Origin of the sequence: Acidipila sp. EB88 (assembly GCF_003858395.1) — a bacterium.
In the GTDB taxonomy this organism is placed as follows: Bacteria; Acidobacteriota; Terriglobia; order Terriglobales; family Acidobacteriaceae; genus EB88.
On record NZ_QWEV01000005.1, the window covers coordinates 2,700,480 to 2,724,237 of the forward strand.

Genomic DNA, 23,758 nt, shown 5'->3' on the forward strand with positions numbered 1-23,758 from the left:
TCGGAGAAGCAAAGATGAACGAGCAGGACGCGCTGGGGTCGTCAGGCGGGCAAACGCCGAGGCGGCGGAAGATTCTGTACGTGGCGCCGCTGGACGCCGGCAACACCTCGCTGTACCGGCTGGAGGCGTTTCGGCGACTCGGGCAGGAGATGATCCCTTTCGCGGCGGATGCCTTTGAGCCGAAGTCCCGGTACGTGGCCGCGCTGCGCTATCGCTACCCGGTCGGCCCGCTGATCAGCCGGGCGAACCGGGCGCTGCAGAAGGCCGTGCGCGAGCACAAGCCGGACGTGGTGTGGTTCGACAAGCCGGTGCACTTTCATGCGGGCACCATCGAGATGGTGAAGAGCACAGGCGCGACCACCGTCTGCTACAACCAGGACAATCCGTTCGGCCCGCGCAACGATGGCTGCTGGATGCAGTTTTACAAGGTGTACCGGCTGTTCGACCTGCACTGCCTGTTTCGCACGGTGGATGTGGAGCGCTACCGCGAGTGGGGCCTGCCGGCGATCAAGATCGCGCTGTCGTACGATCCGCTGCAGCATTTTCCACCGCCGGCCGGCTGGTCGGATGCCGACCGGGACCGAGGGCTGGCTTACACCGGCTCGCCGCTTGAAGACCGCCCGGAGTTTTTGCGCGGGCTCGGCGACACGTACGGGCTGCCGCTCTCAGTGGCAGGGCCTCGCTGGGACAAGGCATGGCCGGAAGAGCTGCAGAAGCGGTTTGTGTTTGGCGGCATGATGAAAGGCGGCGCGTATCGCGAGTCGATGTGGCGCTCGCGCATCAACATGGCGTTTGTGACGCGCAAGAACGAGGAAGACGTCGCGCATAAGTCGTTCGAGATCACGGCGTGCGCGCAGTTCCTGCTGGCCGAGCGATCGCCCGGGCACCTGGAAGCGTTTGAAGAAGACCGTGAAGCCGTGTTTTACGAGTCGCAGGAGGAGTGCGCGGACAAGGCGCGCTACTACCTGGAACACCCGGAGGAGCGTGAACGTATCGCCGCGGCAGGGCGCGCGCGGGCTGTGCGCTCCGGGTACAGCAATGACGCGCAACTTGCCAAGGTGCTGGGGCGTCTGGATGAAGCAACGTAGATGTTCCGGGACCGCCGGTCCCGCCGGGGAGCGGTCACGAGGTGAAGCAGGTGAAATCAGCGGTTGAGGATGGACCCGGCAAGGTGCCGTCGTTGCGAGCAGCGGCGCGGATGGAGCCGCGCGCGGATGCAGTGCCGGCGCCCGACTCGTCAGACGGGACGGGGTCGGGCCTGATGCCGGGCCTGGTGTTGAGCCTTGACGCGTGTGGAACAGAAACGACGCTGGCACTGGGGCGCGTTGCTGGAACTGGGGTTGCCGCGAACGTGTTGATCCTGCGCGAAGTGCGCCTGGGCGCGCGCACCGCGGGGGCGCAGATTACGCAGGCGCTCGACGATGCGCTGGGAAGTCGCGCAGGTGAGCATGCAGCAGGCTCGCCGCTGCAGTCGCTGGCGGCGATCGTGGTGGTGCGGGGACCGGGAAGCTTTACCGGCATGCGCATCGGCCTGAGCGCGGCCAAGGCCCTGTCGGAAGCGCTGAATGTGCCGCTGTTCGGCGTCTCGCGACTCGCGGTGCTCGCCGCACGCGAGCACGCCCCGCGCGTGGCACTGTATGCCGGGCGCGGCAATGTGTACCTGCGGGCCGCGCGGGGCCATGAGGATGCGGCAACGGAGTGCCTGCTTGCTGCTGGCGAAGCCGGGCCCACGACGGGGCTCGTGGTCTGCGAGGAAAAGGTGGAAACAATGTTCGCCGGGGCGCGCAGGGTTGCCGAGCCTACCGCGGCAGACGCCCTGCGATACGCGAGCGGGCGGATCGGAAGCGGGCGCGCGGACGACGCGGCTACGCTCGATGCCCTGTACCTGTGGCAGGCCGAACAGATGCTGGGCGCACCCACGACCGTTTCCCCGGTAGCCGCGGTGTCGCAGCCCTGATGGAAACCCTGGGCCGGACCTCGCAGGAGGTGCGGGTGCGTCCCATGCTGGCCTCGGACCTCGCCGACGTGGTGGCGATCGCGGCGGTGGTGCCGACTGCTCCGCACTGGCCGCCGAGCGAATTTCTGCGCATGCTGGACGTGATCCAGGCCCAGCCTGGGCGGCGGGGCGCATGGGTTGGCTATGGAGAACCGCGGAGCGCCGGGGCGGAAGTGCCGGGCCTGGTTGTGCCGATGGTCCGGCGAAAACAGCAGCCGGCGGCCGTGAACCCTTCGGGCCGCATCGGGCCGCCCGGTGCCGACCCTGAGGGCATGGGCGTGGTCTGGGGTTTCGCCATGGCTTCGCAGGTCGCTGGCATTGCCGAGCTGGAGGCCGTGGTCACGGCGCCCGGGTTTCGCCGCCGGGGCGTGGGCGCGGCGTTGCTGGCAGCTACGGCTGGCTGGGCCGTGGCGCAGGGCGCCGAGCGGCTGCTGCTCGAGGCGCGGGCATCGAACCAGGACGCACTGCGGCTCTACCGGCGCATGGGATTCCAGGACGACGGGGTACGGCCGGGATACTACAACAACCCGGTAGAGGATGCCGTGCTGCTGAGCTGTGCGCTGCCGATGGAACGGAACCCGTAGCGGCTGGCCGGGATTGCACCCCAGGGCAGGGCGGAGAAGGCGGGCGGAGTCAAAAGGGAACCCTCGTGTTTTGCTTGCCACCGCTGGTTGAGTAACGTGTGCCCTTTGCCGGGATCGCGCGCAATGTTGACAGGCCTCGCCGCCACGCCCGGGGTGCATTTGCAAAATGGCCGAAGCAGAAGACGGCCCTATAATCAGACCGATGGTTCGCGACGGGTATTTCTACGGCATTTCTTTGGTTCTGGTAGCGCTTGTGGTGGTTGCGCTGACGCACTCCCTGGTTTGGGCGGTGCTGCCGCTTGGGTTTGCCGCGTTCTTTTTGTGGTTCTTTCGCGACCCCGAACGCACCATTCCGCAGGGCCAGGGGCTGGTGGTTTCGCCTGCCGACGGCAAGGTCACGAGCATCGAGACCATTGCGACCCCCGAAGGGCCGCGCACCCGCATTTCGATTTTCCTCAACGTGTTCAACGTGCATGTGAACCGCGCGCCGGTTGCCGGCGTGGTGCGCGAGGTGCGCTACCAGAAGGGCAAGTTCGTCAACGCGATGGACGCTGCTTCGGCGGATCGCAACGAGCAGAACATCTGCGTGATGGAAGCCGATGACGGCTACCAGGTGGTGTTCAAGCAGATTGCCGGGCTGCTGGCCCGCCGCATCGTGTTCCGGCAGGTAGTGGGTGACCGCCTGGCGCGCGGGCAGCGCGTGGGCCTGATCAAGTTCGGTTCACGCACTGACATCATTCTCCCGGCAGACGCCGAAATGCACGTGGCCGTGAGCGCGATTGTGAAGGGCGGCAGCACTGTGCTTGCCACCGTGCCACCCCGCGGAGACCTGGATGGCGCCACGATGCGGGATCAGATCACGTCGCGCGATGCGCTTGCTGCCGAGGCACGGGAGTCGGGACGTTGAACCAGGCGGAGTACAGTCCGGCAGATGCGACCCCCGTAGCAGAGCCGCCCCGTCGGGGACCCCGCCGTCCTCGGCGCGGCGCCTACATCCTGCCCTCGCTGTTCACGGCGGGCAACATCGCTGCCGGCTACTTTGCCATCACGCAGAGCCTTGAAGGCTCGGTGCTGGAGCCGCAGCACTTCGATTATGCGGCGCTGGCGATCGGCTTCGCGATTCCGTTCGACACGATCGACGGGCGCATCGCGCGCATGACCAACACGACCAGCGAGTTCGGCAAGGAGCTGGACTCGCTGGCGGACGTGATCACCTTTGGCGTGGCGCCTTCGCTGCTGGCCTACTGCTGGGGCTTCCAGATGCTGCCGCCCTCGATGGGTGGCGGCCTGCGGCACAAGTTGATCCAGTTTGGCGCGCTGCTGTGCTTCCTGTTCCTGCTGTGCGGCGCGGCACGCCTTGCCCGGTTCAATAGCACAGGCACGCCGATGCCGAAAAACCCCGGCAGGCCGGGGCGCAAGTATTTTGTGGGTATGCCGATCCCGGCTGCGGCCGGGGCTATTGCCGCGGTGGTGCACTTCTTCTCCGGCATCCCGGTGGCGGTGTACTGGGTGGCCATGCTGTGGGGCGCGTTTGTGGGCTTTATCGGCTTCCTCATGGTGAGTACCTGGCGGTTCTGGAGCGGCAAGGAGATCAACCTCGCGCACACGCATCCATTCCGCTGGATCGTGCTGCTCGGCGTATTCCTGTACGCCCTGGTGTTCTTTTCGCAATATGTGCTGGCAGCGATTGCGCTGGTGTACATGTTCTCCGGCATTCTGGCGCGGCTGTTGTACTCGTGGCAGCGCAAGTCTGCCCCGCTTGGCAGCGCTTAAGCAGCAAAGAAGGAAGGTACGTTGGTGAAGCAAAAGATCGCGATCGTTGGAGCAGCCTCGCTGATCGGCAAGGAACTGGCCGAAGCGCTGGAAGACAGCGCGTTTGCGGCTGCCGAGATCGTGCTGATGGATGAGAACGAAAGTCAAGGGCAGATCGAGACCATCGGCGATGAAGTCACGGTGATCCAGGGCGTGGACCAGGACTCGTTCCGCCACGTGGACTATGTGTTCTTCAGCGGACCGCAGGCGCAGGCGAGCACGCACTGGCAGGCCGCGGTGGCGGCGCATGCGAGCATTATCGATCTGTCCGGCGTGCTCGAGAGCGAGCCCGGCGTGCTGGTGGCTTCGCCGTGGGTGCGGGACTCGATCGAGCATCCCACGACTCCGTTGCCCGATCTGCATACCCCGGCGCTGGTGCCGGCGCACATCGCCGCGACCGCGCTGGGAATGATCCTGGCGCGCCTGCAGGACGTGGGCGCGGTGCAGAGCGCGTGGGCCACGGTGCATGAACCGGCCTCGGAACACGGGCGCGCGGCGGTGGATGAACTGCACCAGCAGACGGTGACCCTGCTGAACTTCCAGAACATGCCCAAGGATGTGTTTGACATGCAGGTGGCGTTCAACCTGACGCCCGTGCTGGGTGAGGCCGCGAAGATCGACCTGGTGGCTACCGAAGCACGCATCCGGCGGCACTACGCACTGCTTTCCGGCGGCAGGCTACCCCGGGTAAGCATCCAGTTGCTGCAGGTGCCGGCGTTCCATGGCTACGGTATTTCGCTGGGTGTGGAGCTGGACAAGCCCGTTGCCCTGGAACACCTCGAGGCCACCCTTGCGGGCGAGCACGCGGACGTGATCATCGGCGACGGCGACCCGCCCAGCAATTTGAGCTCGGCCGGGCAGGAAGACATGCTGCTGCGGATCCGGCAGGCAGATGCGAACGAAGGGCTGTCGACGCGCTTCTGGATCTGGGCTGCTTTCGACAACCTGAAGCTCGCGAGCCTGAACGCGATCGCGTGTGCCGGCGAACTCAAGAAGCTGCGGCCACAGGGCAAGGTACAGTAGGCGGTTACTGTAACCACGCTTGTACCCGAAAGCCGCCCCTGCATGGAAAGAACACGGGGCGCGGCTTGCCTGTTGCATTCCGGGACTGGGGCCCCGAAAGTTACCACCGCTGGAGCACCATGGAGCGTTAAAGCCTCTCAATCCAGTGCCTTTTGTGTCCGGTCGCTGATATCATCCGCCCATGCAGCGATCCCGAAAATTGTGGAGACGCGCGCAGGGTTGGGCCATTTTTGCACTCTCGGTTCTGGTGCAGCTTTACTTCGCGCATGCTTTGGCATTCTTTGCACATGAGTTCGCACATTCGTTCCTGGCGTGGGCACTGGGCTGGAAGCAAAACCCGTGGGCACTCACTTACGGGCACCTGGATGCGGCGAACCTGCTGATCATGTCCGAGATCGACGAGAATGTCGATTACGGACCCATCTTCGGAACGCACCACGGCTGGCAGGCTGGCCTGATTGCCGCCGCCGGAGCGTTTATCGGCAATGCACTGGTCACCTATCCGCTGGCGCGCTGGTGGCACCATGCGGCAGCACGACAGGGCCGTCGCACAGCAGCCCTGTTTGCCTACTGGCTGGTGGTGGCCAGTGTCGGCAATCTCCTGGATTACGTGCCGGTCCGCACCTTCTCCTATCGTGAAGATATGCACACCGTGGCGCAGGGCTTTGCCTGTTCGCCCTGGTGGGTGCTGCTGGTGCTGGGGCTTCCCACGGCGCTGGTGCTGCTGCACTTCTTCTTTCTGTTCGAGCCCGCGGCGCAGCGACGGCTGTTTCGCGGCTCCAAGGCAAGGCGCTGCATCATGGCCTTCTTCACAGCGTTTGTGGTGTTCTGCTTCTACGGCGCGGCGGGCTGGGCACATGGTGGTGCGGCCTCGCACTGGCTGTCGGTGTTCGCCGTGTGTGTGTTGTTTCCCATGGTGGCAGCGATCGAGTGCTGGTTCGCCGCGCACAGCTTCCGGTGGATGCGCGAGACACCGTAGAGCCCCGAGCAGTCAGCGGTCGGCAGAACGGAGCACGCGCCTCTTCGCGGCTAGCGCGCGTTCTTCCAGGCGGCGTGCTGCTGCAGGATGAAGTGATCGGTCATGCCGGCGATGTAGTCAGCCACGACGCGAGCCGGTTTCTCGTGCGCGTTCTGCATGCGCGCCGCATAGCTCGCAGGCAGCAGTGCAGGGTCTGCCATCCAGGCGCGGAACAGGTCGCGTACCACCGTCTCGGCCATGGCGTGGTCGCGCTTGAGTGCGGCAGAGCCGTACAGGTGCGCGTACAGGTAGCGCTTGGCTTCCATGCGATCGGCTTCCATCGATGGAGAGAACGCAACCAGGCGACGACCGGCGGAGCGAATATCTGCCAGGGAGCGAGCGCCGGTGGCTTGCACGTGGCATACGGTTTCGTCGAGCAGATCGCCCACGAGCGCGTTGAGCATGCGCTTCAATGCTTCGTTGAAGACGAGCTTTTCGCTAACACCCGCATGCGCCTGGGCGAGGGGCTCGTAGAAGCGCTCGAACAGGTCCAGGTGTGCGCGCACATGCGCGAGGTCGAGCAGGCCTGCTTCCATGCCGTCGTCCAGGTCGGCGGTCAGGTAGGCGATCTCGTCGGCGAGGTCGATGATCTGTGCTTCGAGTGGCGGCGGTTCGTCCAGCAGATACTCGGCAAGCTGCGGCTGCTCAGCCGTTGTGTAATCGTGCGAGTGCTTGATGATGCCTTCGCGTACGGCCAGGGTGAGGTTAAGACCGGGGAAGCCGGCGTAGCGCACCTCGAACGACTCCACGATGCGCAGGGCATGCAGGTTGTGATCGAAGCGCAGATCATGTTCCCGCAGCGCCGCATCCAGCGCGCGCTCACCGGCGTGTCCAAACGGGGGGTGGCCGATGTCATGCACTAACGCCAGCGCTTCGGTCAGGTTGTGGTTGAGGCCGAGGGTGGTGGCCATGGTGCGCGCGATCTGCGCGACCTCCATGGTGTGCGTGAGACGGGAACGAAAGTGGTCTGAAGGCTCACCGGCGATGAGGCTGCCCGCGGTGCCACCCGAGGAGAACACCTGGGTTTTGCCGGCGAGGCGGCGAAAGGCGCGGGAGTGAATGATGCGAGCGCGGTCGCGTTCAAAGGGTGAGCGATACGCGTGCTCAGGCTCCGGGTAGGCCCGCCGGGCGAGCAGGTCGGCCGGTTCGTTCGAGACGGCGCAGTGTTCGAGCGGGTGCATATGCTTCAAGGGTAATGCAAAGGCGAAACCGGCTGCGCGGCTCGCTGTCCCTTCGGGACGGTACCCGTTGGATCAGTCTGTCAACGAAGCATGGATTTGACCTGGCGAATCCTACGGTGCATCAATCATGGGTTGAATGCATACGCGTGTACTCGACTCCTCAGGACCTCGGTGGCCTGGGTTCAGGGGTGCTGCTTGTCCGTTTGCGCAGGTGGCGGCATTTCTTTCGCCAGCTTCACGCGGGCGGTGTCGAGCTTCTTCTGCAACCGCGGGCCTTCGCCCGGCTCGGCGTCCCCTGGATCGGTCTTGCTGTAAAGGCGAAGCGATTCTTCCCACTGGGAAGCGGCCTGTTTCAGGCGATTGGTTTTCTCGTACAGGTCGCCGAGGTGCTCGTGCACGGTGGGGTCCTGCGTGGATCGCTGCGAGGCGCGCAGCAGGTTGTTCTCTGCCAGCGCATACTGCCCCAGCTTGAAGTACGCCCAGCCCAGCGAGTCGAGATTGGCGTAGTTCTGCGGGTCGAGCTTGACGGCCTTCTGGATCATCGCGAGCGCGTCGTTCAGGCGCGCGCCGCGATCCGCTAGCATGTAGCCGTAATTGTTCAGTACCAGGCTGTTGTTGGGATCAATCGCAAGAGCCTTGTTGTAGTCGGCGTCGGCAGCGTCGTTGTGCTTCTGGCGATCTTCAATCACGGCGCGCTGCAGCAGCACGGCGACTTTCTGCTCGTTGCTGGTGGACTGCTGGTCAGCCTTGTCGAGCGATTCGCCGGCGTCCTTCCATTTCCTGGCGTGCATCTGGATCTGCGACAACGTGAGATAGACTTCACGATCCTGCGGTGAGTTATTCAACAGCGTTTTGGCGAGATTGATCCCGTCGTCGTACTTGCCGGTAGAGGAAAGCTGCAGGGCCAAGGCCAGCTTCAGGCTGCGGTTCTTGGGGTTCTTGGCGACCGCCTGCTGCAGGGTGCCCGTCGCCTTGTCGTACTGGTGCGCTTCGCGGTAGGTGTCGACCTCGGCCGCGTACGCTCCCAATGCGAAGTCGCCGCCCAGCGCGATCAGCTTGTTGTAGTTCGCGATGGCGTCATCGGTCTTGCCTTCTTCCTGGTACACGCCGGCCAGGTGTTCCACAAACAGGGCGTAGTTGTTCTTCTCTGCCGGGGAGTAGTCGCCGGTGGAGTGCTCCGCGTCGGCAACCATCTTGGTCAGCAGCCGCTCTGCTTCACCGTACGAGCCAAGCTGGTCGTAGACGAGCGCTTCGTTGTAGCGGATCTCGAGCGAGTCAGACGCGAGGGGCGCGGCCTTTTTCAGGTTCGCGAGGGCCTCGTCGAGGCGGCCCTCGGTGCGCTCGATCTCGGCGGCATGGAGGTATGCGGAGGCGTCGGTTGGGTCGCCGTCGATCACATCGTTGTATGCAGCCAGCGCGGCCTTGTCCTGACCGTCGCGGTGCAGGGCATCGGCCAGCGCGCGCTCCACGTCAAGGTTGTCTTCCTCGAGGCTGAGCGATTTTTGATACGCGGTGATGGCGTGCTTGGTTTCCTTGACCTGGTCGTAGCTCGCGCCCAGCGCGTACTCGGTCTTGGCGGTCTGGTCGGCCTCGGGCAGGCTGCTGAGCACCTGGATGGCGCCACGGATGTTGTTCTGCTCGGTGTCGATGCGTGCCATGTTCAGCACCACTTCTTCCGAGTGGGGGTCGATCTTCTGCGCCGCGGCGAACTGCTCCTGTGCATGCGGTGCGTCCTTGGCGAAGGAGTAGAGCTGGCCGAGCAGCAGGTGGTCTTCAATGCTGCCGGGTTCGAGCGCAACGATCTTGGTGTACTCGGCGATTGCCAGTTGCAGCATCTGGCTGTTGCCGGTGGAGGAACCGTCGCCAAGCGAGCGCAGGTAGATGCGGCCAAGCAGCTTGTGCGCGTCGAGAGAGTTGGGATCGCGGGCAATATGCGCTTGCGCCGCCTCGATTGCATCCTTGACGCGGCCGGTGCGGAAGTAGAGCTCGGCCAGCTGGTTGCCGAGCGTGGGTGACTCCGGGTCCGCCGCGAGCGCTGCCTGGTACTCCTCGATGGCCTTGCCGGCAAACTCAGGCTGGCCACCGGAAAGCGCCTGTTCCTCGTAGCCATGCGCCAACATGGAGTGGTAGTAGGCGTCGGCCGTGGAACTCGAGGCAGGGGTCTTTGCCGGGGTGCTCGCGACAGGGGTGGCGGCCGCGGCCCTGGCCGGTGTGGCAGGGGTGTGCCTGGTCTGCGCGGAGGCAGCGCCAGCACAGAGCAGGGCGCCGATCAGGACGGATGAGGCAAACGCGAGGAGGTGGGAAGGCGCTGCGGCAGAAGGGTGTGGAGCGGATGATCTCGTCGGATTCATAGGCGTGCAGCGCATGCGGCCTTTCAGCCGCCCAGCTACGGCGGCTTGCTCAATCAGACGATTGTAAATGGCCCGGGGACGCAGAGCGGCGGATCGTGCTAGGGGCGATTTGCGCGAGGTAACACGGCGGAACGGCGACAGCATCGGCGCAGGTCCCGGCTGCTGCCCCCGGCCTGCGATGCCGGTCACTATGGCCTGAGCAGGCGAGCTGTCCCGTCGGGTCTGCTAGCCCGGCATATTCCGGGTCCCGGGCAGAGCCCACCGTTGTGGTGGGCTCCGCCTGAGCGTGGTGTGGTTTAGTGGCGGAAGTGCCGTTTGCCGGTGAAGACCATCGCGACGCCGAGCCGGTCGGCGGCTGCGATCACCTCTGCGTCGCGCACCGAGCCTCCGGGCTGGACCACTGCCGTCGCTCCGGCGGCTGCGACTACTTCCAGCCCATCGGCGAACGGGAAAAAGGCGTCGGACGCGGCAACGCAGCCGGTGAGCGGCAGGGTCGCCTTCTGCGCGCCAAAGCGTGCGGCATCGACGCGGCTCATCTGCCCGGCGCCAATGCCGACTGTCTGGCCATCGCGGGCGTAGACGATCGCGTTGGACTTGACGTGCTTGCACACGCGCCATGCGAACAGCAGCGCGCGCTCCTCTTCAGGCGTGGGCTTGCGGGCGGTCACCACCTGGAGGTCGGCAGCGGTGACCGGGGCGTGGTCGGCATCCTGCACCAGCAGGCCGCCGGAGATGTGCTTGATCACCTGTGCGCCGCCGGCGTGCTCGATCTCCAGCAGGCGCAGGTTCTTCTTCCCCGCGAACCGGGCGCGGGCGCCGGGCGTGTAGGAGGGCGCGACGATCGCCTCCACAAAGAGCTTGGCAATCTCCTCAGCGGCGGCCTCGTCGATCTCGGTGCTGACGCCAATGACGCCGCCAAATGCGGAAACCGGGTCAGCGGCCAAGGCGCGGGTATACGCCTCGAGCACGGTGGCGCCGGTCGCCGCGCCGCAGGGATTGGTGTGCTTGATGATGGCGACCATGGCGTGCGCCGCACTGTGGCCGGCCGCGCTCTGCAGGTTTGCCGGGGCAAACTCCTGCGTCAGGTCCCAGCAGGCATCCAGGTCGACAAGGTTGTTATAGGACAACTCTTTGCCCTGCAGTTGCAGGGCGCCGGCGATGCCTCGCTTGCTGCCGTCGGCGTAGAGAGCCGCGCGCTGGTGCGGGTTCTCCCCATAGCGCAGGGCGGCGGAGCGCGGCAGGATCAGGCGCAGGGTGGCGGGCAGGTCCGGCTGTGCGGCCTCGGCAGGGTGCACGGGGGCTTCCGGCGCGGGGGGCTCGGCGTCTGCGAGCGTTGTCTGCTCCGGGCCGGCGGGCTCGGCAGTGGCCGGCGCTGTGAGAGCTGCCGGGATCTTGTCCAGAGCATTGGCGATCGCGACATCGTAGGCAGCGGTGGTGCTGAAGGCGAGGCGCGCGAGCCGCCAGCGGGTGCCCCGGGTGAGCTGCGCCTGGTTCTGCTCAAGCTCGCGGATGAGTGACTCGTAGTCGGACGGGCGGGTGACCACGGCCACGTCCTCGAAGTTCTTAGCGGCGGAGCGCAGCATGGAGGGGCCGCCGATATCGATGTTTTCGATCAGCTCGCCGAAAGCGACACCGGCGCGTGCCGCGGTCTTCTCGAACGCGTACAGATTCACCACCACCATGTCGATGGGCTCGATGCCGTGGGCCGCAACCGCGGCAGCATGCTCGGGTTTGGAGCGGATGTGCAGGATTCCCCCATGCACCTTGGGGTGCAGGGTCTTGACGCGGCCGTCGAGCATCTCCGGAAAGCCGGTGAGGTCGTCGATGTCGCGCACCGCGAGGCCCGCCTCGCGCAGGGTGCGGGCGGTGCCGCCGGTGGAGACCAGTTCCACTCCATGGGCCGCAAGGCCGCGGGCAAACGGTACCAGCCCTTCTTTATCAGTAACGCTGAGGAGCGCGCGACGTACAGGTTTCAAGCCGTTCAAGAAATCCTCCGGAAGCAGGTGCAATGGGGTGGTTGAAAAGGGAACAAGGTGAGCAGCAATCGAGCAGACGCTTTTGATTGTACGAACCGGCCTGCTGCTTGTCGCGCCGTGATGGCCGAGCCACAATGCATGCGAGGGGAGCAGGAATCGATGGTCATTTGCAGGCGGCTGGTGGTGGGACTACCGTAAGGGCATGAAGCCCGAGGGTGAGTGGACCGTGCTGCCTCCAGAGCCGACGCAGGGCAGCCAGTCGGCCGACGGAACGGCTGCCGGTTGGTTGGACCGGACCATCGAATCACAGGCAGGCTCGACGGTTTCGCCCTACACGGTTTCAGCGGGCTCCTCGTGGCAGCAGGACACCACCACGGAGCTGCCGCCCAAGCCGCAGCGCAAACGGCGCGGACGGCAGGGCTGGGCCAGCGCACCGGCAACCTACCTGCTGCTCGGCATCAACTGCGCCGTATTTGTGGCCATGCTGCTGCGGGGCGTCTCACCCATCTCACCCCAGCCGGAACAGCTGGTGGCCTGGGGAGCAAACTACAGCCCGTATGTGCTGCTTGGCGGCGAGTGGTGGCGCCTGATCACGGCCATGTTCCTTCACATCGGCGTGGTGCACCTCGGACTCAATATGTGGTGCCTGTGGAACCTCGGCCTGCTGGGTGAGCCGCTGCTCGGCGCGGGCGGGCTCATCGCCGCATACCTGCTGACGGGATTTGCCGGTAACCTGCTGAGCGTCGCCATGCACCCGGGCCTGGCGGATATGGGCGCCAGCGCCGCGATCGGCGCCGGGGCCTCGGGCGCGATCTTCGGGCTGGCAGGCGTGCAGATCGTGCTGCTGAGCTCGCGCCTGCTGCCGCTGCCTCCGGCCGATCGCAAGGCGCTGCGTTCCAACGTGATCCTGTTCGCCGCGCTCAACTTTGTGCTGGGTTTTGGATCAGGGCTGGGGCACTTTTCCATGCGCATCGACAACTCCGCGCACCTTGGAGGCTTTGTGGCCGGGCTGTTGCTGGCGCTGCCCATGGTGCCACGCGTGGGCTCGCCGGCGGCGCTGTTTGTGCGCCGGCGAAACCTGGCTGTGATTGCGGAGGCGTTGCTGCTGGCGTTGTTGTGCGCGGGGGTGCGCGGCTTCTACCTCAACAGCATGCCGGAAAGAGTGGGGGGTGCTCAGGCGGAAACAGGTGCCGGGGCAGTTGCGAACTTCTTGACCATGGCGAGCAGCAGCTTTTTGTCTCCATCGTTGAGGCTGGACGAGTAGCGGCGGATCTGCGTCAGGAAGCGAAGTTCGTCATCCGACACCTTTTGCGTCGGCAGTTCGTGCGTCGCTGCGTCATCGTGGAAGAACTGGGCCAGCGGGATCTCCATGGCCTGCGCGATCTTGGAAAGCGTTTCAAGCGATGGAATCGTGTGGCCGTTCTCGACGCGTGACAAGTAACAGCGGAGCAGCCCGGTCCGCTTCTCAATGTCACCCTGCGATAAGCCACGCTGTAAACGAAAACCCCGGATTGTTGCCCCAATCTTCATCATGCTGTCCTCTTGCATCGGGTAGTGTTTTCATCGACTGACCGCCAGGCCCAGCGGTTACTTCGCAGTTAACTGAGGGAACGCTAACATACTTCCGGAACGTCCGAGAAGAGTTCTGTGCGTGCTGGTTGAACAATCCTGAAATGGGCAGAGGGAGCTGCTCTGAAGCAGCTTGCGGCCCTGCATCGAGGCAGGACGTGCAGTCTGCCCGCTCCAGCGCGGCTTCCCTCCTGAGGCATTTTCCGAGGCAAGGGCGCATCCCGCTGCTTGATTCAATGAAAAACAACCAACAGCGGGCCGGTTCGTCTAAGAGCACTGCGTTTTGTGCGCGCGGACTGCATCTATCCTTGTGTTCCTGTGCGCTCCCGCAGTTCGACCCCGAGAAATCCTTTCGGCGAGAGCAGGAGGAGAGCTGCCTTGCTGCGATGCACGCGCCAGGCAGCCGGGCCGCCAGCGATTACTTTGCAACCAAGTGGACGAGATGAATATGGGTGAGAGCACAACAGTCCGGTTGAAGCGGGTCACTGGCAAGGTCACGAACGAAGTTGAGAAGTTCCCTCACCTCGCGACCGTCGTGTTCAACGAGGTGATGCGGACACGGGTGCTTACCATCGGGGCCGCGGTTGCTTTCTTTCTGCTGCTATCGCTCGTGCCCCTGCTGATCGTAGCTTCGGCGATGATCAGTGCTTTGCCGATCCCGAACCTTTGGGAGCAATTGCTCGAACTTATGGCGATGCTGGTGCCGCCGGAGGCCATGGTGCTGGTACGGAGCGTGCTGACTTCCATCCTGACGGCACACCCGGCCCGCATCCTGTCGATCGGCATCCTGAGTTACATCTGGGCGGCGGCCGGTTCGTTCTCGGCGATCATCGAGGCGCTCAACATCGCCTATGACGTCGACGTGGAGCACGCGCGTTCCTGGTGGCGCGACAAGCTACAGGCACTGCTGCTGACTTTTACGTGCGGTGGACTGAGCGTCTTCTCGCTGATGGTGCTGATCGCCGGGCCGCCATTTATCCACTTCCTGTCGTACATCCTGCCGGTGCCCAAGGTGTTCGCCGTGGTGTGGCCGCCGATCCGGTACGCCCTGCTGTTCACGGCCTTTGTCACCAACGTGATGCTGCTGTACTACTTCGGGCCGAACCGCAAGATCACCTTCCGCTCGGCGTGGCCGGGCGCCGCGCTCGCCGTGGGGTTCTGGGTGGTTGGATCCCTGGGCCTGGGCTTTTACCTTGGCCACTTCGCCAACTACAGCGCCACCTACGGATCGCTTGGCGCGATCATCGTGCTGATGCTCTGGCTGTATCTCATCTCGGTATCGCTGCTGGTCGGTGCTGAGCTCAATGCAGAACTTGAGAAGAGGGCACTGGCTGGAGCGGTCAGCGTGGCCGCTCCAGCCCGCGCGGCCGAGCGCGCCACGATCTCCGCGCGCACACCCGGCACGGCCTGAAACCGTGGCGGCTACTGCATGTGCAGTCCGCCATTGATGTCCAGCGTGTGACCCGTGATGTAGCCGGCTTCCGGCGAGCACAGGAAGGCAACGGCATGAGCCACTTCCTGCTCAGTACCCGCGCGGCCCAAAGGCACATTCTGCAGCATGGCGTTTTTCTGCGCGTCGGTAAGCACCTCGGTCATGGCCGTCTCGATATAGCCAGGCGCGACCGCGTTGACCGTGATGGAGCGCGAAGCTACCTCGCGCGCGAGTGAGCGGGTAAAACCCAGTAGCGCTGCCTTGCTGGCTGCATAGTTCACCTGGCCTGCCTGCCCGGTCTGCCCGACAATGCTGGTGATGGAAACGATACGGCCCCATCGTGCCTTGATCATGGCGGGCAGCAGCGCCTGGGTGATCAAAAAGGTGCCGGTGAGATTGGTCTCAAGCACCGCGTCCCAGTCCGCACGCTTCATGCGCATCATCAGGCCGTCGCGGGTGATCCCGGCATTGTTGATCAGGATGTCGACCTGTCCGTAAGTCGACACCAAGGTCTTTGCGACGTCCTTGATGGACGCCTCGCTGCTGACGTCGATGGCATAGGGGTGGGCTTCGCCGCCTGCTGCCTGGATCTCGGCCGCCACTGCTTCCAGCTTTTCGACATTGCGAGCGGCCAGGGCGACGCGTGCGCCCTGGGCAGCAAGCGCCAGGGCGATGCTGCGACCGATGCCCTGGGAGGCGCCGGTAACGAGGGCGATTTTGCCGTGGAGCGGGAGAGCGGAGGCGGAGGCAACGGAATCAGGCAACGAAGGTGCTCGCTTTCTTAAGGGCAGGATGGATCGCCCCAGTATAGAGGCCGGGCCGCCCGATCACGGGTGCCACGGGACGCGGACCACGCGGCGACCGGCTGCCCGGCTGCCACGAAAACCCTCAGGGGTGTTGCACAGAAACGGAGCCGGCGATGGGGCTGCCCACGGGCGAAGGCTGCGCCTTGGCCTGGGGCAGGATCTGCGCGAAGGAGCGGCCGGGACGTGCGTGCTGCAGCGTCCATACGTACACCATGAGCTCACGTGAGTAGTGCAGGACCGGTGCGCAGTGCGGCAGCGTGAACCCGTGCGCGGCAGGCAGGTCGTTGCGCTCGAACTCGGCTTCCGCGCGTTCGAGCGGCCAGGGAAGGTGATGGATGTCGCCGCGAAGCAGGGTGCCTCGACGGTCCGCGGTGTAGAGGGCATAGCGCGCGGTAAGAAAGTGCTCAAGCGGCCCCTGGGCCATCAGCCCAAGCCCGCGGTATTGCGCGGAGAAGCCTGCCCGCGAAGTGCCAAGCAGGCGCTCGCTCCGGTAGATGATCTGCCGGGATCGCCCGGTTTCCGGGCCGTACTGCATCTGCATCTTCGCCCAGAAGTACGGCAGGTGGAATACCGCGCGAGCTACCGCCACGGCCAGGGGATTGCTGGCATCGAGCGAGTAGAAGTACACGCCGGCGCGGTTGGTGCCGCGTTCACGGACATAGGTGCGCAGGTTCAGTTCCGGGAACGAGCGGGCGCCGGGCACCGAGGGCAGACCGTGGATGCGGATGCGGTCCATGCCGAAGGGCACGACGCCGAGCCACGCGGAGCCGTCAAAGGTATCGACCACAAGGTCGGGTGGGAGCGTGGGGGCGATGGCGGCAGCCGGCATGGGCCAGTGCGCGAAGAGCAGGTCGTTCCACCGCTGCTGCATGGCCCAGGGGCGGTCGGGCAGCGGGCCCGGACGATGGTCGGTGGTCCGGAGCACATCCGGCAAGGACGGCTCGTTGGCTGCTGGCGAGGCTTTCGCCGGATCCGCGATGGTGCTGAAGGAAGCACCGGGCGCAGCAACCACTCCGGCGCCCGCTGCGTGCAGCGATGCAGGGTCGGATGCCTCGGGGCGCCACGGGTAGTTGCCGGCCGAGTCGGGGACCGCGACCGGCCTGGGTTTGCGTTGGTCCGGCATACGGCTCTATTCTCTCCTACCCAGGGGCGCTATGGCGGGGCGAAGCGTCGGTGTCGCAAATGGCGATGGAACCTGCCGCACCTCGAAAGGTATGCTGGATGCCGATGGACTCACAACAAAAGCGCACCGGCACCCAGGTCTACGCGGTGCATGGCGCCGACCCGGAAGTGCTGGCTTACGCCATGGCGAAGTACTCCCGCTCGGCGCTTTCGCTCAAGGAATCGCTGCGCGAGATCAGCGCGCAGCGTGCCGAGCAGTTTCTCAACACCTTCTACTTTCAATATGGACACCGCTCCATTGCGGACCTGGCGCACCTGGCATTCGCGGTGGAGCAGCTTTCCCTGCTGGCTGCGATTGTGCTGGTCGACGAGCAGCGCTGGGATGGGCAGGAGCGCTCGACCCGTTACCAGGATTTCGAGCGCAGCGGCTGGTACACGCCGCGGTTCCTCGAAGCGGCCGACACTACGCGGTATGACGACGCGGTGCGGTCGCAGTTTGGGAGCTATCGCGAGGTCTCCGACGGTGTGTTTGCCGAGCTGCGAGAAAACACGGAGCGTCCCGCAGAGATGAAGCAGGAGTCATTTGAGCGGACGCTGCGGGCGCGCGCCTTTGACGTGGCGCGCTACCTGTTGCCGCTGGCGGCAAACACCTCGCTGGGGCAGATTGTGAATGCGCGCACGCTGGAAACGCAGGTGTCGCGGTTGCTGTCGAGCCCGCTTGCCGAGATTCGTGCCCTGGGGGAACAGTTGCGGGAGGCGGCCGGCGGCGTGGCGTGGAATCCCCTGCATGCGGATGAGTCCGCCGGGGCTGAAGCACGGCGCGAGGTGCGTGTTGCGCCAACGCTGGTGAAGTACGCGGTGCCGAACCGGTATGCCATCGAGACACGCGCACTGATGGCCGAGGCAGCGGCAGCGCTGATGGGCGACACCCCGGTTGCGAGCGCGCCGCTGGTGGACCTGGTGGATGACGCGGACGCGCTCGAGGTCGACCTGGCGGCGAGCCTGTTGTACCCCGCCAGCCGCTACCCCTACCGGCAGCTGCGCGACCACGTGGCAGCGTTGAGCGAGACGAAGCGGGACGAGATCATCGACCTGGGCCTGCGGGAGCGTGGCCGCCACGACGAACTGCTGCGTGAATTCACGGCAGGGCAGCGCATGCGCTTCGACATCCTGATGGATATTGGCGGCTTTCGCGATATGCACCGGCACCGTCGCTGTGTGCAGCTGCTGCAGGGTTTCACCGGGGAGCATGGCTGGGAAACGCCTGACGGGCTGGGCAGCCTTGCGCCGGTATTTGCCCGCGCGATGGCCGCCTCGGCCGAAGCGGTTGCCGGGTTTGACGCAGACCGGGCTGCAGACTTGGCCGGGGATCGAGTGGCAGGGGACCAGCCTGCCTGGACAGTGGGGCCGCATGCGGAAGCCCGGCAGTACCTGTTGCCCCTGGCGACGCGGACGCGCGCATTGTTTCGCATGGACTTTGCCGAGGCCCTCTATATCGCCGAGCTGCGATCGGCCCCGCAGGGGCACCTGTCCTACCGCCGCGTGGCATGGGAGATGTACCAGGCGGTAGCGCGCAAGCATCCCGGACTTGCGCGGCATTTCCGCGTCAGCCCGGTAGAAACCGCGGCTGACCTGTTGAAGCGCTGAGACGGCTGTGAGTAGCCCGGGCGCAGCGTTTTCCTGAAATGGGAGCGCTATGACCATGGTGAATCGACCTGCGGCGATGTTTGTGTTTTCTTCGCCTTTTTCAGGGTGCGGGTGGTAATCTTGGGACAGCCTCTGTATCGATTCAGGACAGGTTCTCTTGCGCTGTGCTCTCGCTCCTGGGAGTGCGTCAAGGCTTGATACATGCGTCAACTATTTGGGGGAAACAGCGTGGCTGAAGATCGGTCCCGGGCAATTGAAGCGGCACTTGCACAGTTGGACAAACAGTTTGGCAAGGGTTCGGTGATGCGGCTTGGCAGCAAGGACACGCTGCCGATCGCCGCGATCTCTACCGGCTCCATCTCCTTTGACGCGGCGCTCGGCGTGGGCGGTGTGCCGCGCGGCCGGGTCATCGAGATCTTCGGGCCAGAATCTTCCGGTAAGACCACGATCACGTTGCAGATCATCGCCGAGGCGCAGAAGCTGGGTGGTCTGGCGGCGTTCGTCGACGCGGAGCATGCGCTGGATCCGACCTACGCGAAGAAGCTGGGTGTGGACATCGACAACCTGCTGGTATCGCAGCCGGACTACGGCGAGCAGGCGCTTGAGATTGTGGAAGCACTGGTGCGCTCGAATGCGGTGGACGTGCTCGTGGTCGACTCGGTGGCGGCGCTGGTGCCCAAGGCTGAACTGGACGGCGAGATGGGCGACTCTCACATGGGTCTGCAGGCCCGCCTGATGTCGCAGGCGCTGCGGAAGCTCACCGGTACGGTGTCGAAGTCGCGCACGTGCCTGATTTTCATCAACCAGATCCGCGAAAAGATCGGCGTGATGTTCGGCAATCCGGAGACCACCACCGGTGGCCGCGCATTGAAGTTCTACTCGTCGGTACGCGTGGATATCCGCAGGATCGCGGCGGTCAAGGAAGGCGACCAGGTTGTGGGATCGCGGACCAAGGTCAAGATCGTAAAGAACAAGGTCGCGGCGCCATTCCGCGAGGCCGAGTTCGACATCCTGTACGGCGAAGGCATTTCGCGCGAAGGCGACGTGCTGGACCTGGCCGTCACGCACAACGTGGTGGACAAATCGGGCGCCTGGTACAGCTACTCGGGCGAGCGCATTGGCCAGGGTCGCGAGAATGTGCGGCAGTTCCTAAAGGACAACAAGGAAGTGTTTGGACGGATCGACAGCGCGGTGCGGCAGAAACTCGGCATCGCCGGGGCTGCGGCAGCGGCCGAGATTCCGGAAGTGCCGGTGGATGGTCCCTTGCTTGCACAGGAAGTCGTGCGGCCCTCCCGGCGGCAGTAGCGAGTCACAGGCGAAAAGAAAAGGCAGGTGAGACGCAATGTCTCACCTGCCTTTTTTCGGCCGATTGTCAGGCTGCAGAGTTGCAAGCCATGTAGCCCCGGGTATTCCGCCGGTACCGGCACGGTCCGCAGCCTACCGAAGCCTGAGTCTTTCGGTTTCGCTTGGCCAGGAGGCCGCGCTCACGGCCAGAGTGGCTCCTCGGCATCGATCCGGTGGATCAACTTGTCCGAGATCGCCGCATCGTCACTGAGGGACGGGTGGCCATCGCAGGCGCTGAAACTCAGTCCGTTGATCGGAAGAAACGTAACATGCTGGTCGCCCGCGCTGCGCTGGTGGTCAACTACCTTCTGCGCCTCGGCCTCCACCTCCCCATTTGCTACATCCGTCGCCCACACGATGATTCGCGCGTCGTGATTGCGCGCCCGCAATTGCGCGAGAAAGCGCTCGTAGTGTGCTTCGTAGTCGGCGTGCAGTTCGTCCCGGGTCTTCCATGGTTCGCCGGGATTGAGTGCCGTGGAAAAGTCGTTGGTGCCGAGCGCGATCACGATGACCCCCGGCTTCCAGGCCGCGTCCTGGTAGGGCTGCTTGTGGTCCAGCAGCGTGTACGGGTAAGCCTCGAGCAGCGTGTCCCCCTTGAAGCCGTTGTAGTTGCGCACGACGCCCCGCCCCGAGATCGCATTGACCTGGTAGTCAGCGTTGTAGTGCGCCGCGGTCATCGCCCCGAAGGCCTGGGTGTCGTCGGTCAAGGCCCAGATCTCCTCCTGGGTGCACTGATGCCGGGGAGAGGTGTTGCCGTAGCCGACCGTGTGCGAGTCGCCGATGAACTCGATCTGGCGAGGCCGTTGTGGGACGGCCAACGCCTTTTCTCGCAATGGAATCGCGAACCCGCCGAAGTGGTTTGGCGCTGACTGGCTTTCTGTGGCCACCAGAACACTGATGGTATGTGGGCCTTCAGAGAGTCCATCGATGGCGTACTCGCCTGGCTCCGGCTTGCTCAGCGGCGGAGTCGGCTGCCCATCCACCAGGATGTGGAGAATCTCGTTGTTTGTGCCGACGCCAAAAAAGACCGCGCTGCCCTTGAACGCCGCGCGGTAGTAGGCTCCCGGCCACTGCGCGCTGTAGTCGCTCGCTGCTTTGCTCCCCGGGGCTGCCTGCTGCGTGGTGAGAACACGGCCCCCGATGAGCATGGGCAGTGGTTTGAGGGGCGGCGTCATCGCAGCCTTGTGCGCCGTTGGCACGGCTGCGAGGGCGGGAAGGGCAAGAAGCGTCGATGCGGCAAGCATGAGGTGGTGCGGTAAACCGAGGCAGCGCGTCTGGACTGGCATGTGCTCGAGCATACAAAATGCGGCGGGACCTCGAAGTCACTCGCATCGCTTTCCGGGCCAAGGGTAAGCAGCTTCGGTGTATACGTGCGTCTGGACCCGTGATCCGCGGCCGTCACGCGGCCATGGCCGGTAAGTCCACACGCCATAGCTTGCTGGTGCCTCTCTCCGGAGAACGCCTCCTTCCCGTTCAGCAGCAAATTGCGACCATTCAAGTCGCAATCTTGCCGGCCACTGTTTTTGAGCTTCTTCTAAACAGCGACCATTCTAGTCTGTGTTTGTTGCGGCGCCTGATCAAGGGTGCTGCCGTGCGGACACAGCAACAAGGCGGAGGAATCGTGGCGAATCGTACCAAGTTCAAGATGCAGCGTGCGCTGGGCATGGAGCTGCCCGGGTTGGGCAAGGAAGGCGCACTGGAGAAGCGGAACTATCCACCCGGTCAGCATGGCCGCAGCAGCCGCAAAAAGCTGTCGGAGTTCGGCGTGCAGCTGCGCGAGAAGCAGAAGCTGCTGTTTCACTATGGCCTGCGCGAGGAGCAGTTGCGCCGGTTTGTGCGCATGGCCAAGACGGGCAGCGATGCCGGCAGCTGGATCCAGGCCCTGCTCAGTTCGCTGGAACGCCGGCTCGACAATGTGGTGTTCCGGCTGGGCTTCGCGCGGAGCATGGCTGCGGCGAAGCAGCTGGTCTCGCACCGCCACGTGACGCTCAACGGCCGGCTAGTCAACATCGGCAGCGTGGTGGTACGGCCGGGCGATGTGGTGGCATTGACGGCGTTTGCCGCGGGCGAGATGACTGAGAATGCCCGTAGCCGGCCCCGTCTAAACCTGCCGCACTTCCTACGGTTTGTGGACGAGGGCGTCAACACCCAAGGCCAGCTGGTGGGTATGCCGGGCGTTGGCGATGTTCCGTTCGAGTTCAACGCGAACCAGGTGGCGGAGTACTACGCCAAGCGAGGGGTGTGACGATGGCATGCGAAAACGAGCGCGATGGAAACCTGGTGCTGGCACGGGAACAGGGTCTCGGGGAGATCTCGATCTGCACCTGCGGCGTGCTGCAGATGACGCTGGGCGCGGTGACCCTGCGGCTGGCGCCCGAGGCCTTCGTGCAGATGCTGCGCATGTGCATGGAGGCGGCGCACTCCCCGCTGGTGCGCCCCGCGCCCGTACCGGTTGGCGGGGAGTCGTCCGTGCACTGAGCGTGGGGCGGCGAGTCTGGTTCCGAGGGATGGCACTCTTTGGTCACCGGAGGAATGAGGAAGAAAGTGGGCGGCGCACCGGCCATTCGATAGTCTTCCCGAGACATGTTTCCCACTTCTTGCAATGCCTTTTCGTTCCCGGCAGCAGTGCTCCTGTGCCTTGCTTCGGCACCGTCACTGCGTGCGCAGTGGATCCCCGACACCCCGCCTGCCACGCTGGGCGTGGTGACCCTCGCCGGCACGCCGGAGCATTTCCAGGTGGAGGGAAAGGATGTTCTGTGCGGCGCGCGGACGACCACGGTGCGGGTGGGCGAGCATCTGCTGCAACCGGTAGCCGGCTGCACCCAGATGCTGCTCGGGCAGGACGTCAAGATCTTTGGAAAGTCTCGCAAACACGGGCAGGAGATCGAGGCAGCCGCGATTGAAGTCGATTACGCGCGGCAACAAAGGGTGTCCGGGCTGGCTATTATCGACGCACTGCCGGCGGATGCGCACAGCAACTGGACCTTTCGCGCTGATGGCTACCGTATTCGGGTGACCCCCGCCACGCGGTGCAGCTTCGACGGGCCACTTGCCGGCCCGGACGGCATGCGCACCAACGTCTGGGTTGAGTACTCCGGCCGGCAGGAGCGGGATGGGACCGTCGTCGCGGATACAGCCGACTTCGTGCCGAACACCGTGGAGCCGCTCGAAGCGAAGATCCGGGCCAAGTGGACTTTTGATCCAGCTGCCACGACCGAGGAGAATCGACAGAACTACCTGAGCAAGTCACTGGTCGGACTGAATGCAAAACGCATCCCCGCCTATGGGGACGCAGCAATGCAGGCGCGGGTCGCGGCCTTGGGCGCCAGGCTCATCCCCGCGTACCAGCAGGCGCTGCCCGAAAGCGATCCGACCAAGATCCACTTCCTCTTCCAGGTGGTGGATGAGCGGGATGTCCGGGATGCCATGACACTGCCGAACGGGATCATCCTTGTGCCGTACCAGGTGGTGGCCCGGCTCAGGAGCGACGCGCAGCTGGCAGCGGTGCTCGCCGACAATATCGCCGGCGCACTCGAGAAGCAGACTTTGCGGCAGATCCCAGCCGCACCTGGGATCGTAGCTTCGCGGGCGACACTCACGGCCGCTGGCGTTTTCATTCCCCTTATCGGTCTGGCTGCTTCCGCGGACCACGGCATCTCTGCTGCCGCAGTCCGTCACGCGGAGGAGCAGCGGGGCCGTGTGAGCCTTGCCCTAATGCGTGATGCCGGGTTCGACGCCACCGAAGCGCCCGTGGCTTGGTGGCTGCTCGCCTCGCCCAAAGACAAAGACGTGCAGCAGATTGCGATGCCCGGCCGTGCGCGCTACCTGTACCAGGAGCTGGCCGCCACGTGGCCGCCGGCTTGAGGTTCATGTCCACCGGTGCCTGCTACACTCAAC

Annotated in this window: 21 protein-coding genes; 14 read left to right on the forward strand and 7 right to left on the reverse strand. The window is 64.8% G+C overall.

The features are described 5' to 3' along the window. Positions 1–14 precede the first annotated feature (14 nt). The 7 genes from D1Y84_RS11795 (at position 15) to D1Y84_RS11825 (ending at position 6,394) form a co-directional block, all read left to right on the forward strand. Positions 15–1,088, forward strand: coding sequence for a glycosyltransferase (locus D1Y84_RS11795; RefSeq protein WP_124848798.1), 1,074 nt, complete (start codon positions 15–17; stop codon positions 1,086–1,088). 50 nt (positions 1,089–1,138) lie between these two features. Continuing rightward, positions 1,139–1,957 (forward strand): tRNA (adenosine(37)-N6)-threonylcarbamoyltransferase complex dimerization subunit type 1 TsaB, encoded by an 819-nt coding sequence (tsaB, locus tag D1Y84_RS11800; RefSeq protein WP_199726398.1) that lies wholly within the window; start codon positions 1,139–1,141, stop codon positions 1,955–1,957. Continuing rightward, on the forward strand, positions 1,957–2,580 hold the full coding sequence (locus D1Y84_RS11805; RefSeq protein WP_124848800.1) for a GNAT family N-acetyltransferase: 624 nt from the start codon (positions 1,957–1,959) through the stop codon (positions 2,578–2,580). Before tsaB ends, D1Y84_RS11805 begins: the two co-directional genes overlap by 1 nt. Before the next feature lie 202 nt (positions 2,581–2,782). Further along, positions 2,783–3,487, forward strand: a complete 705-nt coding sequence (locus D1Y84_RS11810) for a phosphatidylserine decarboxylase family protein (protein WP_124848802.1) — start codon at positions 2,783–2,785, stop codon at positions 3,485–3,487. Continuing rightward, entirely contained in the window at positions 3,484–4,353 is an 870-nt protein-coding gene (locus D1Y84_RS11815; protein ID WP_124848803.1) for a phosphatidylcholine/phosphatidylserine synthase, read from the forward strand. Before D1Y84_RS11810 ends, D1Y84_RS11815 begins: the two co-directional genes overlap by 4 nt. A 24-nt stretch (positions 4,354–4,377) precedes the next feature. Next, positions 4,378–5,415: an Asd/ArgC dimerization domain-containing protein gene (locus D1Y84_RS11820; protein WP_233581574.1), complete on the forward strand. Its 1,038-nt coding sequence runs from the start codon at positions 4,378–4,380 to the stop codon at positions 5,413–5,415. Between the two features lie 199 nt (positions 5,416–5,614). Next, positions 5,615–6,394, forward strand: coding sequence for a hypothetical protein (locus D1Y84_RS11825; RefSeq protein WP_124848807.1), 780 nt, complete (start codon positions 5,615–5,617; stop codon positions 6,392–6,394). 50 nt (positions 6,395–6,444) lie between these two features. Here the strand turns inward: D1Y84_RS11825 and D1Y84_RS11830 are convergent, their stop codons facing one another. From D1Y84_RS11830 to purH, 3 genes are all read right to left on the reverse strand, one after another. Then, on the reverse strand, positions 6,445–7,614 hold the full coding sequence (locus D1Y84_RS11830) for a deoxyguanosinetriphosphate triphosphohydrolase family protein (protein WP_124850101.1): 1,170 nt from the start codon (positions 7,612–7,614) through the stop codon (positions 6,445–6,447). Between the two features lie 182 nt (positions 7,615–7,796). Next, positions 7,797–9,965: a tetratricopeptide repeat protein gene (locus tag D1Y84_RS11835; protein ID WP_158615435.1), complete on the reverse strand. Its 2,169-nt coding sequence runs from the start codon at positions 9,963–9,965 to the stop codon at positions 7,797–7,799. A gap of 296 nt (positions 9,966–10,261) precedes the next feature. Then, complete coding sequence (purH, locus tag D1Y84_RS11840; protein WP_124848811.1) at positions 10,262–11,950, reverse strand: bifunctional phosphoribosylaminoimidazolecarboxamide formyltransferase/IMP cyclohydrolase; 1,689 nt, start codon at positions 11,948–11,950, stop codon at positions 10,262–10,264. Between the two features lie 193 nt (positions 11,951–12,143). On the opposite strand from purH, the gene D1Y84_RS11845 reads away from it, so the two are divergent. Beyond that, positions 12,144–13,205 (forward strand): rhomboid family intramembrane serine protease, encoded by a 1,062-nt coding sequence (locus tag D1Y84_RS11845; RefSeq protein ID WP_124848813.1) that lies wholly within the window; start codon positions 12,144–12,146, stop codon positions 13,203–13,205. On the opposite strand, the gene D1Y84_RS11850 is transcribed toward D1Y84_RS11845, so the two are convergent. Beyond that, positions 13,115–13,471 (reverse strand): helix-turn-helix domain-containing protein, encoded by a 357-nt coding sequence (locus tag D1Y84_RS11850; protein ID WP_124850102.1) that lies wholly within the window; start codon positions 13,469–13,471, stop codon positions 13,115–13,117. The genes D1Y84_RS11845 and D1Y84_RS11850 overlap by 91 nt on opposite strands. Before the next feature lie 487 nt (positions 13,472–13,958). Between D1Y84_RS11850 and D1Y84_RS11855 the strand changes: the two genes are divergently transcribed. Then, positions 13,959–14,921, forward strand: coding sequence for a YihY/virulence factor BrkB family protein (locus D1Y84_RS11855; protein ID WP_158615436.1), 963 nt, complete (start codon positions 13,959–13,961; stop codon positions 14,919–14,921). 11 nt (positions 14,922–14,932) lie between these two features. Here D1Y84_RS11855 and fabG read toward each other — a convergent pair whose 3' ends face one another. Both fabG and D1Y84_RS11865 read right to left on the reverse strand, forming a co-directional pair. Next, positions 14,933–15,706, reverse strand: coding sequence for a 3-oxoacyl-[acyl-carrier-protein] reductase (gene fabG / locus D1Y84_RS11860; RefSeq protein ID WP_124848817.1), 774 nt, complete (start codon positions 15,704–15,706; stop codon positions 14,933–14,935). A gap of 124 nt (positions 15,707–15,830) precedes the next feature. Continuing rightward, complete coding sequence (locus tag D1Y84_RS11865) at positions 15,831–16,871, reverse strand: YqjF family protein (protein ID WP_233581361.1); 1,041 nt, start codon at positions 16,869–16,871, stop codon at positions 15,831–15,833. A 104-nt stretch (positions 16,872–16,975) separates the two neighbouring features. Between D1Y84_RS11865 and D1Y84_RS11870 the strand changes: the two genes are divergently transcribed. Together D1Y84_RS11870 and recA are read left to right on the forward strand one after the other, a co-directional pair. Further along, a complete protein-coding gene (locus D1Y84_RS11870) occupies positions 16,976–18,517 on the forward strand; it encodes an FAD-dependent thymidylate synthase (protein WP_233581362.1) in 1,542 nt (513 codons plus the stop codon). Positions 18,518–18,745: 228 nt separating this feature from the next. Beyond that, positions 18,746–19,822 (forward strand): recombinase RecA, encoded by a 1,077-nt coding sequence (gene recA / locus D1Y84_RS11875; protein WP_124848821.1) that lies wholly within the window; start codon positions 18,746–18,748, stop codon positions 19,820–19,822. A 179-nt stretch (positions 19,823–20,001) separates the two neighbouring features. Here the strand turns inward: recA and D1Y84_RS11880 are convergent, their stop codons facing one another. After that, positions 20,002–21,147: an SGNH/GDSL hydrolase family protein gene (locus tag D1Y84_RS11880; protein WP_233581363.1), complete on the reverse strand. Its 1,146-nt coding sequence runs from the start codon at positions 21,145–21,147 to the stop codon at positions 20,002–20,004. Positions 21,148–21,482: 335 nt separating this feature from the next. Here D1Y84_RS11880 and rpsD point away from each other — a divergent pair, with 335 nt between their 5' ends. From rpsD to D1Y84_RS11895, 3 genes are all read left to right on the forward strand, one after another. Further along, positions 21,483–22,106, forward strand: a complete 624-nt coding sequence (rpsD, locus tag D1Y84_RS11885; RefSeq protein WP_199726400.1) for a 30S ribosomal protein S4 — start codon at positions 21,483–21,485, stop codon at positions 22,104–22,106. Between the two features lie 2 nt (positions 22,107–22,108). Continuing rightward, complete coding sequence (locus D1Y84_RS11890; protein WP_124848823.1) at positions 22,109–22,339, forward strand: hypothetical protein; 231 nt, start codon at positions 22,109–22,111, stop codon at positions 22,337–22,339. 105 nt (positions 22,340–22,444) lie between these two features. Beyond that, positions 22,445–23,725, forward strand: a complete 1,281-nt coding sequence (locus D1Y84_RS11895; RefSeq protein WP_124848825.1) for a hypothetical protein — start codon at positions 22,445–22,447, stop codon at positions 23,723–23,725. Positions 23,726–23,758 lie beyond the last annotated feature (33 nt).

Bases quoted from the DNA above. Each gene is read 5' to 3' on its own strand.
- D1Y84_RS11890 (WP_124848823.1), top strand. From the start codon at position 22,109: ATGGCATGCGAAAACGAGCGCGATGGAAACCTGGTGCTGGCACGGGAA.
- D1Y84_RS11880 (WP_233581363.1), bottom strand. From the start codon at position 21,147: ATGCCAGTCCAGACGCGCTGCCTCGGTTTACCGCACCACCTCATGCTT.
- D1Y84_RS11870 (WP_233581362.1), top strand. From the start codon at position 16,976: ATGGACTCACAACAAAAGCGCACCGGCACCCAGGTCTACGCGGTGCAT.
- D1Y84_RS11855 (WP_158615436.1), top strand. From the start codon at position 13,959: ATGGGTGAGAGCACAACAGTCCGGTTGAAGCGGGTCACTGGCAAGGTC.
- D1Y84_RS11830 (WP_124850101.1), bottom strand. From the start codon at position 7,614: ATGCACCCGCTCGAACACTGCGCCGTCTCGAACGAACCGGCCGACCTG.
- D1Y84_RS11805 (WP_124848800.1), top strand. From the start codon at position 1,957: ATGGAAACCCTGGGCCGGACCTCGCAGGAGGTGCGGGTGCGTCCCATG.
- D1Y84_RS11895 (WP_124848825.1), top strand. From the start codon at position 22,445: ATGTTTCCCACTTCTTGCAATGCCTTTTCGTTCCCGGCAGCAGTGCTC.
- D1Y84_RS11810 (WP_124848802.1), top strand. From the start codon at position 2,783: ATGGTTCGCGACGGGTATTTCTACGGCATTTCTTTGGTTCTGGTAGCG.
- D1Y84_RS11865 (WP_233581361.1), bottom strand. From the start codon at position 16,871: ATGCCGGACCAACGCAAACCCAGGCCGGTCGCGGTCCCCGACTCGGCC.
- D1Y84_RS11850 (WP_124850102.1), bottom strand. From the start codon at position 13,471: ATGAAGATTGGGGCAACAATCCGGGGTTTTCGTTTACAGCGTGGCTTA.
- D1Y84_RS11845 (WP_124848813.1), top strand. From the start codon at position 12,144: ATGAAGCCCGAGGGTGAGTGGACCGTGCTGCCTCCAGAGCCGACGCAG.
- D1Y84_RS11835 (WP_158615435.1), bottom strand. From the start codon at position 9,965: ATGAATCCGACGAGATCATCCGCTCCACACCCTTCTGCCGCAGCGCCT.
- D1Y84_RS11795 (WP_124848798.1), top strand. From the start codon at position 15: ATGAACGAGCAGGACGCGCTGGGGTCGTCAGGCGGGCAAACGCCGAGG.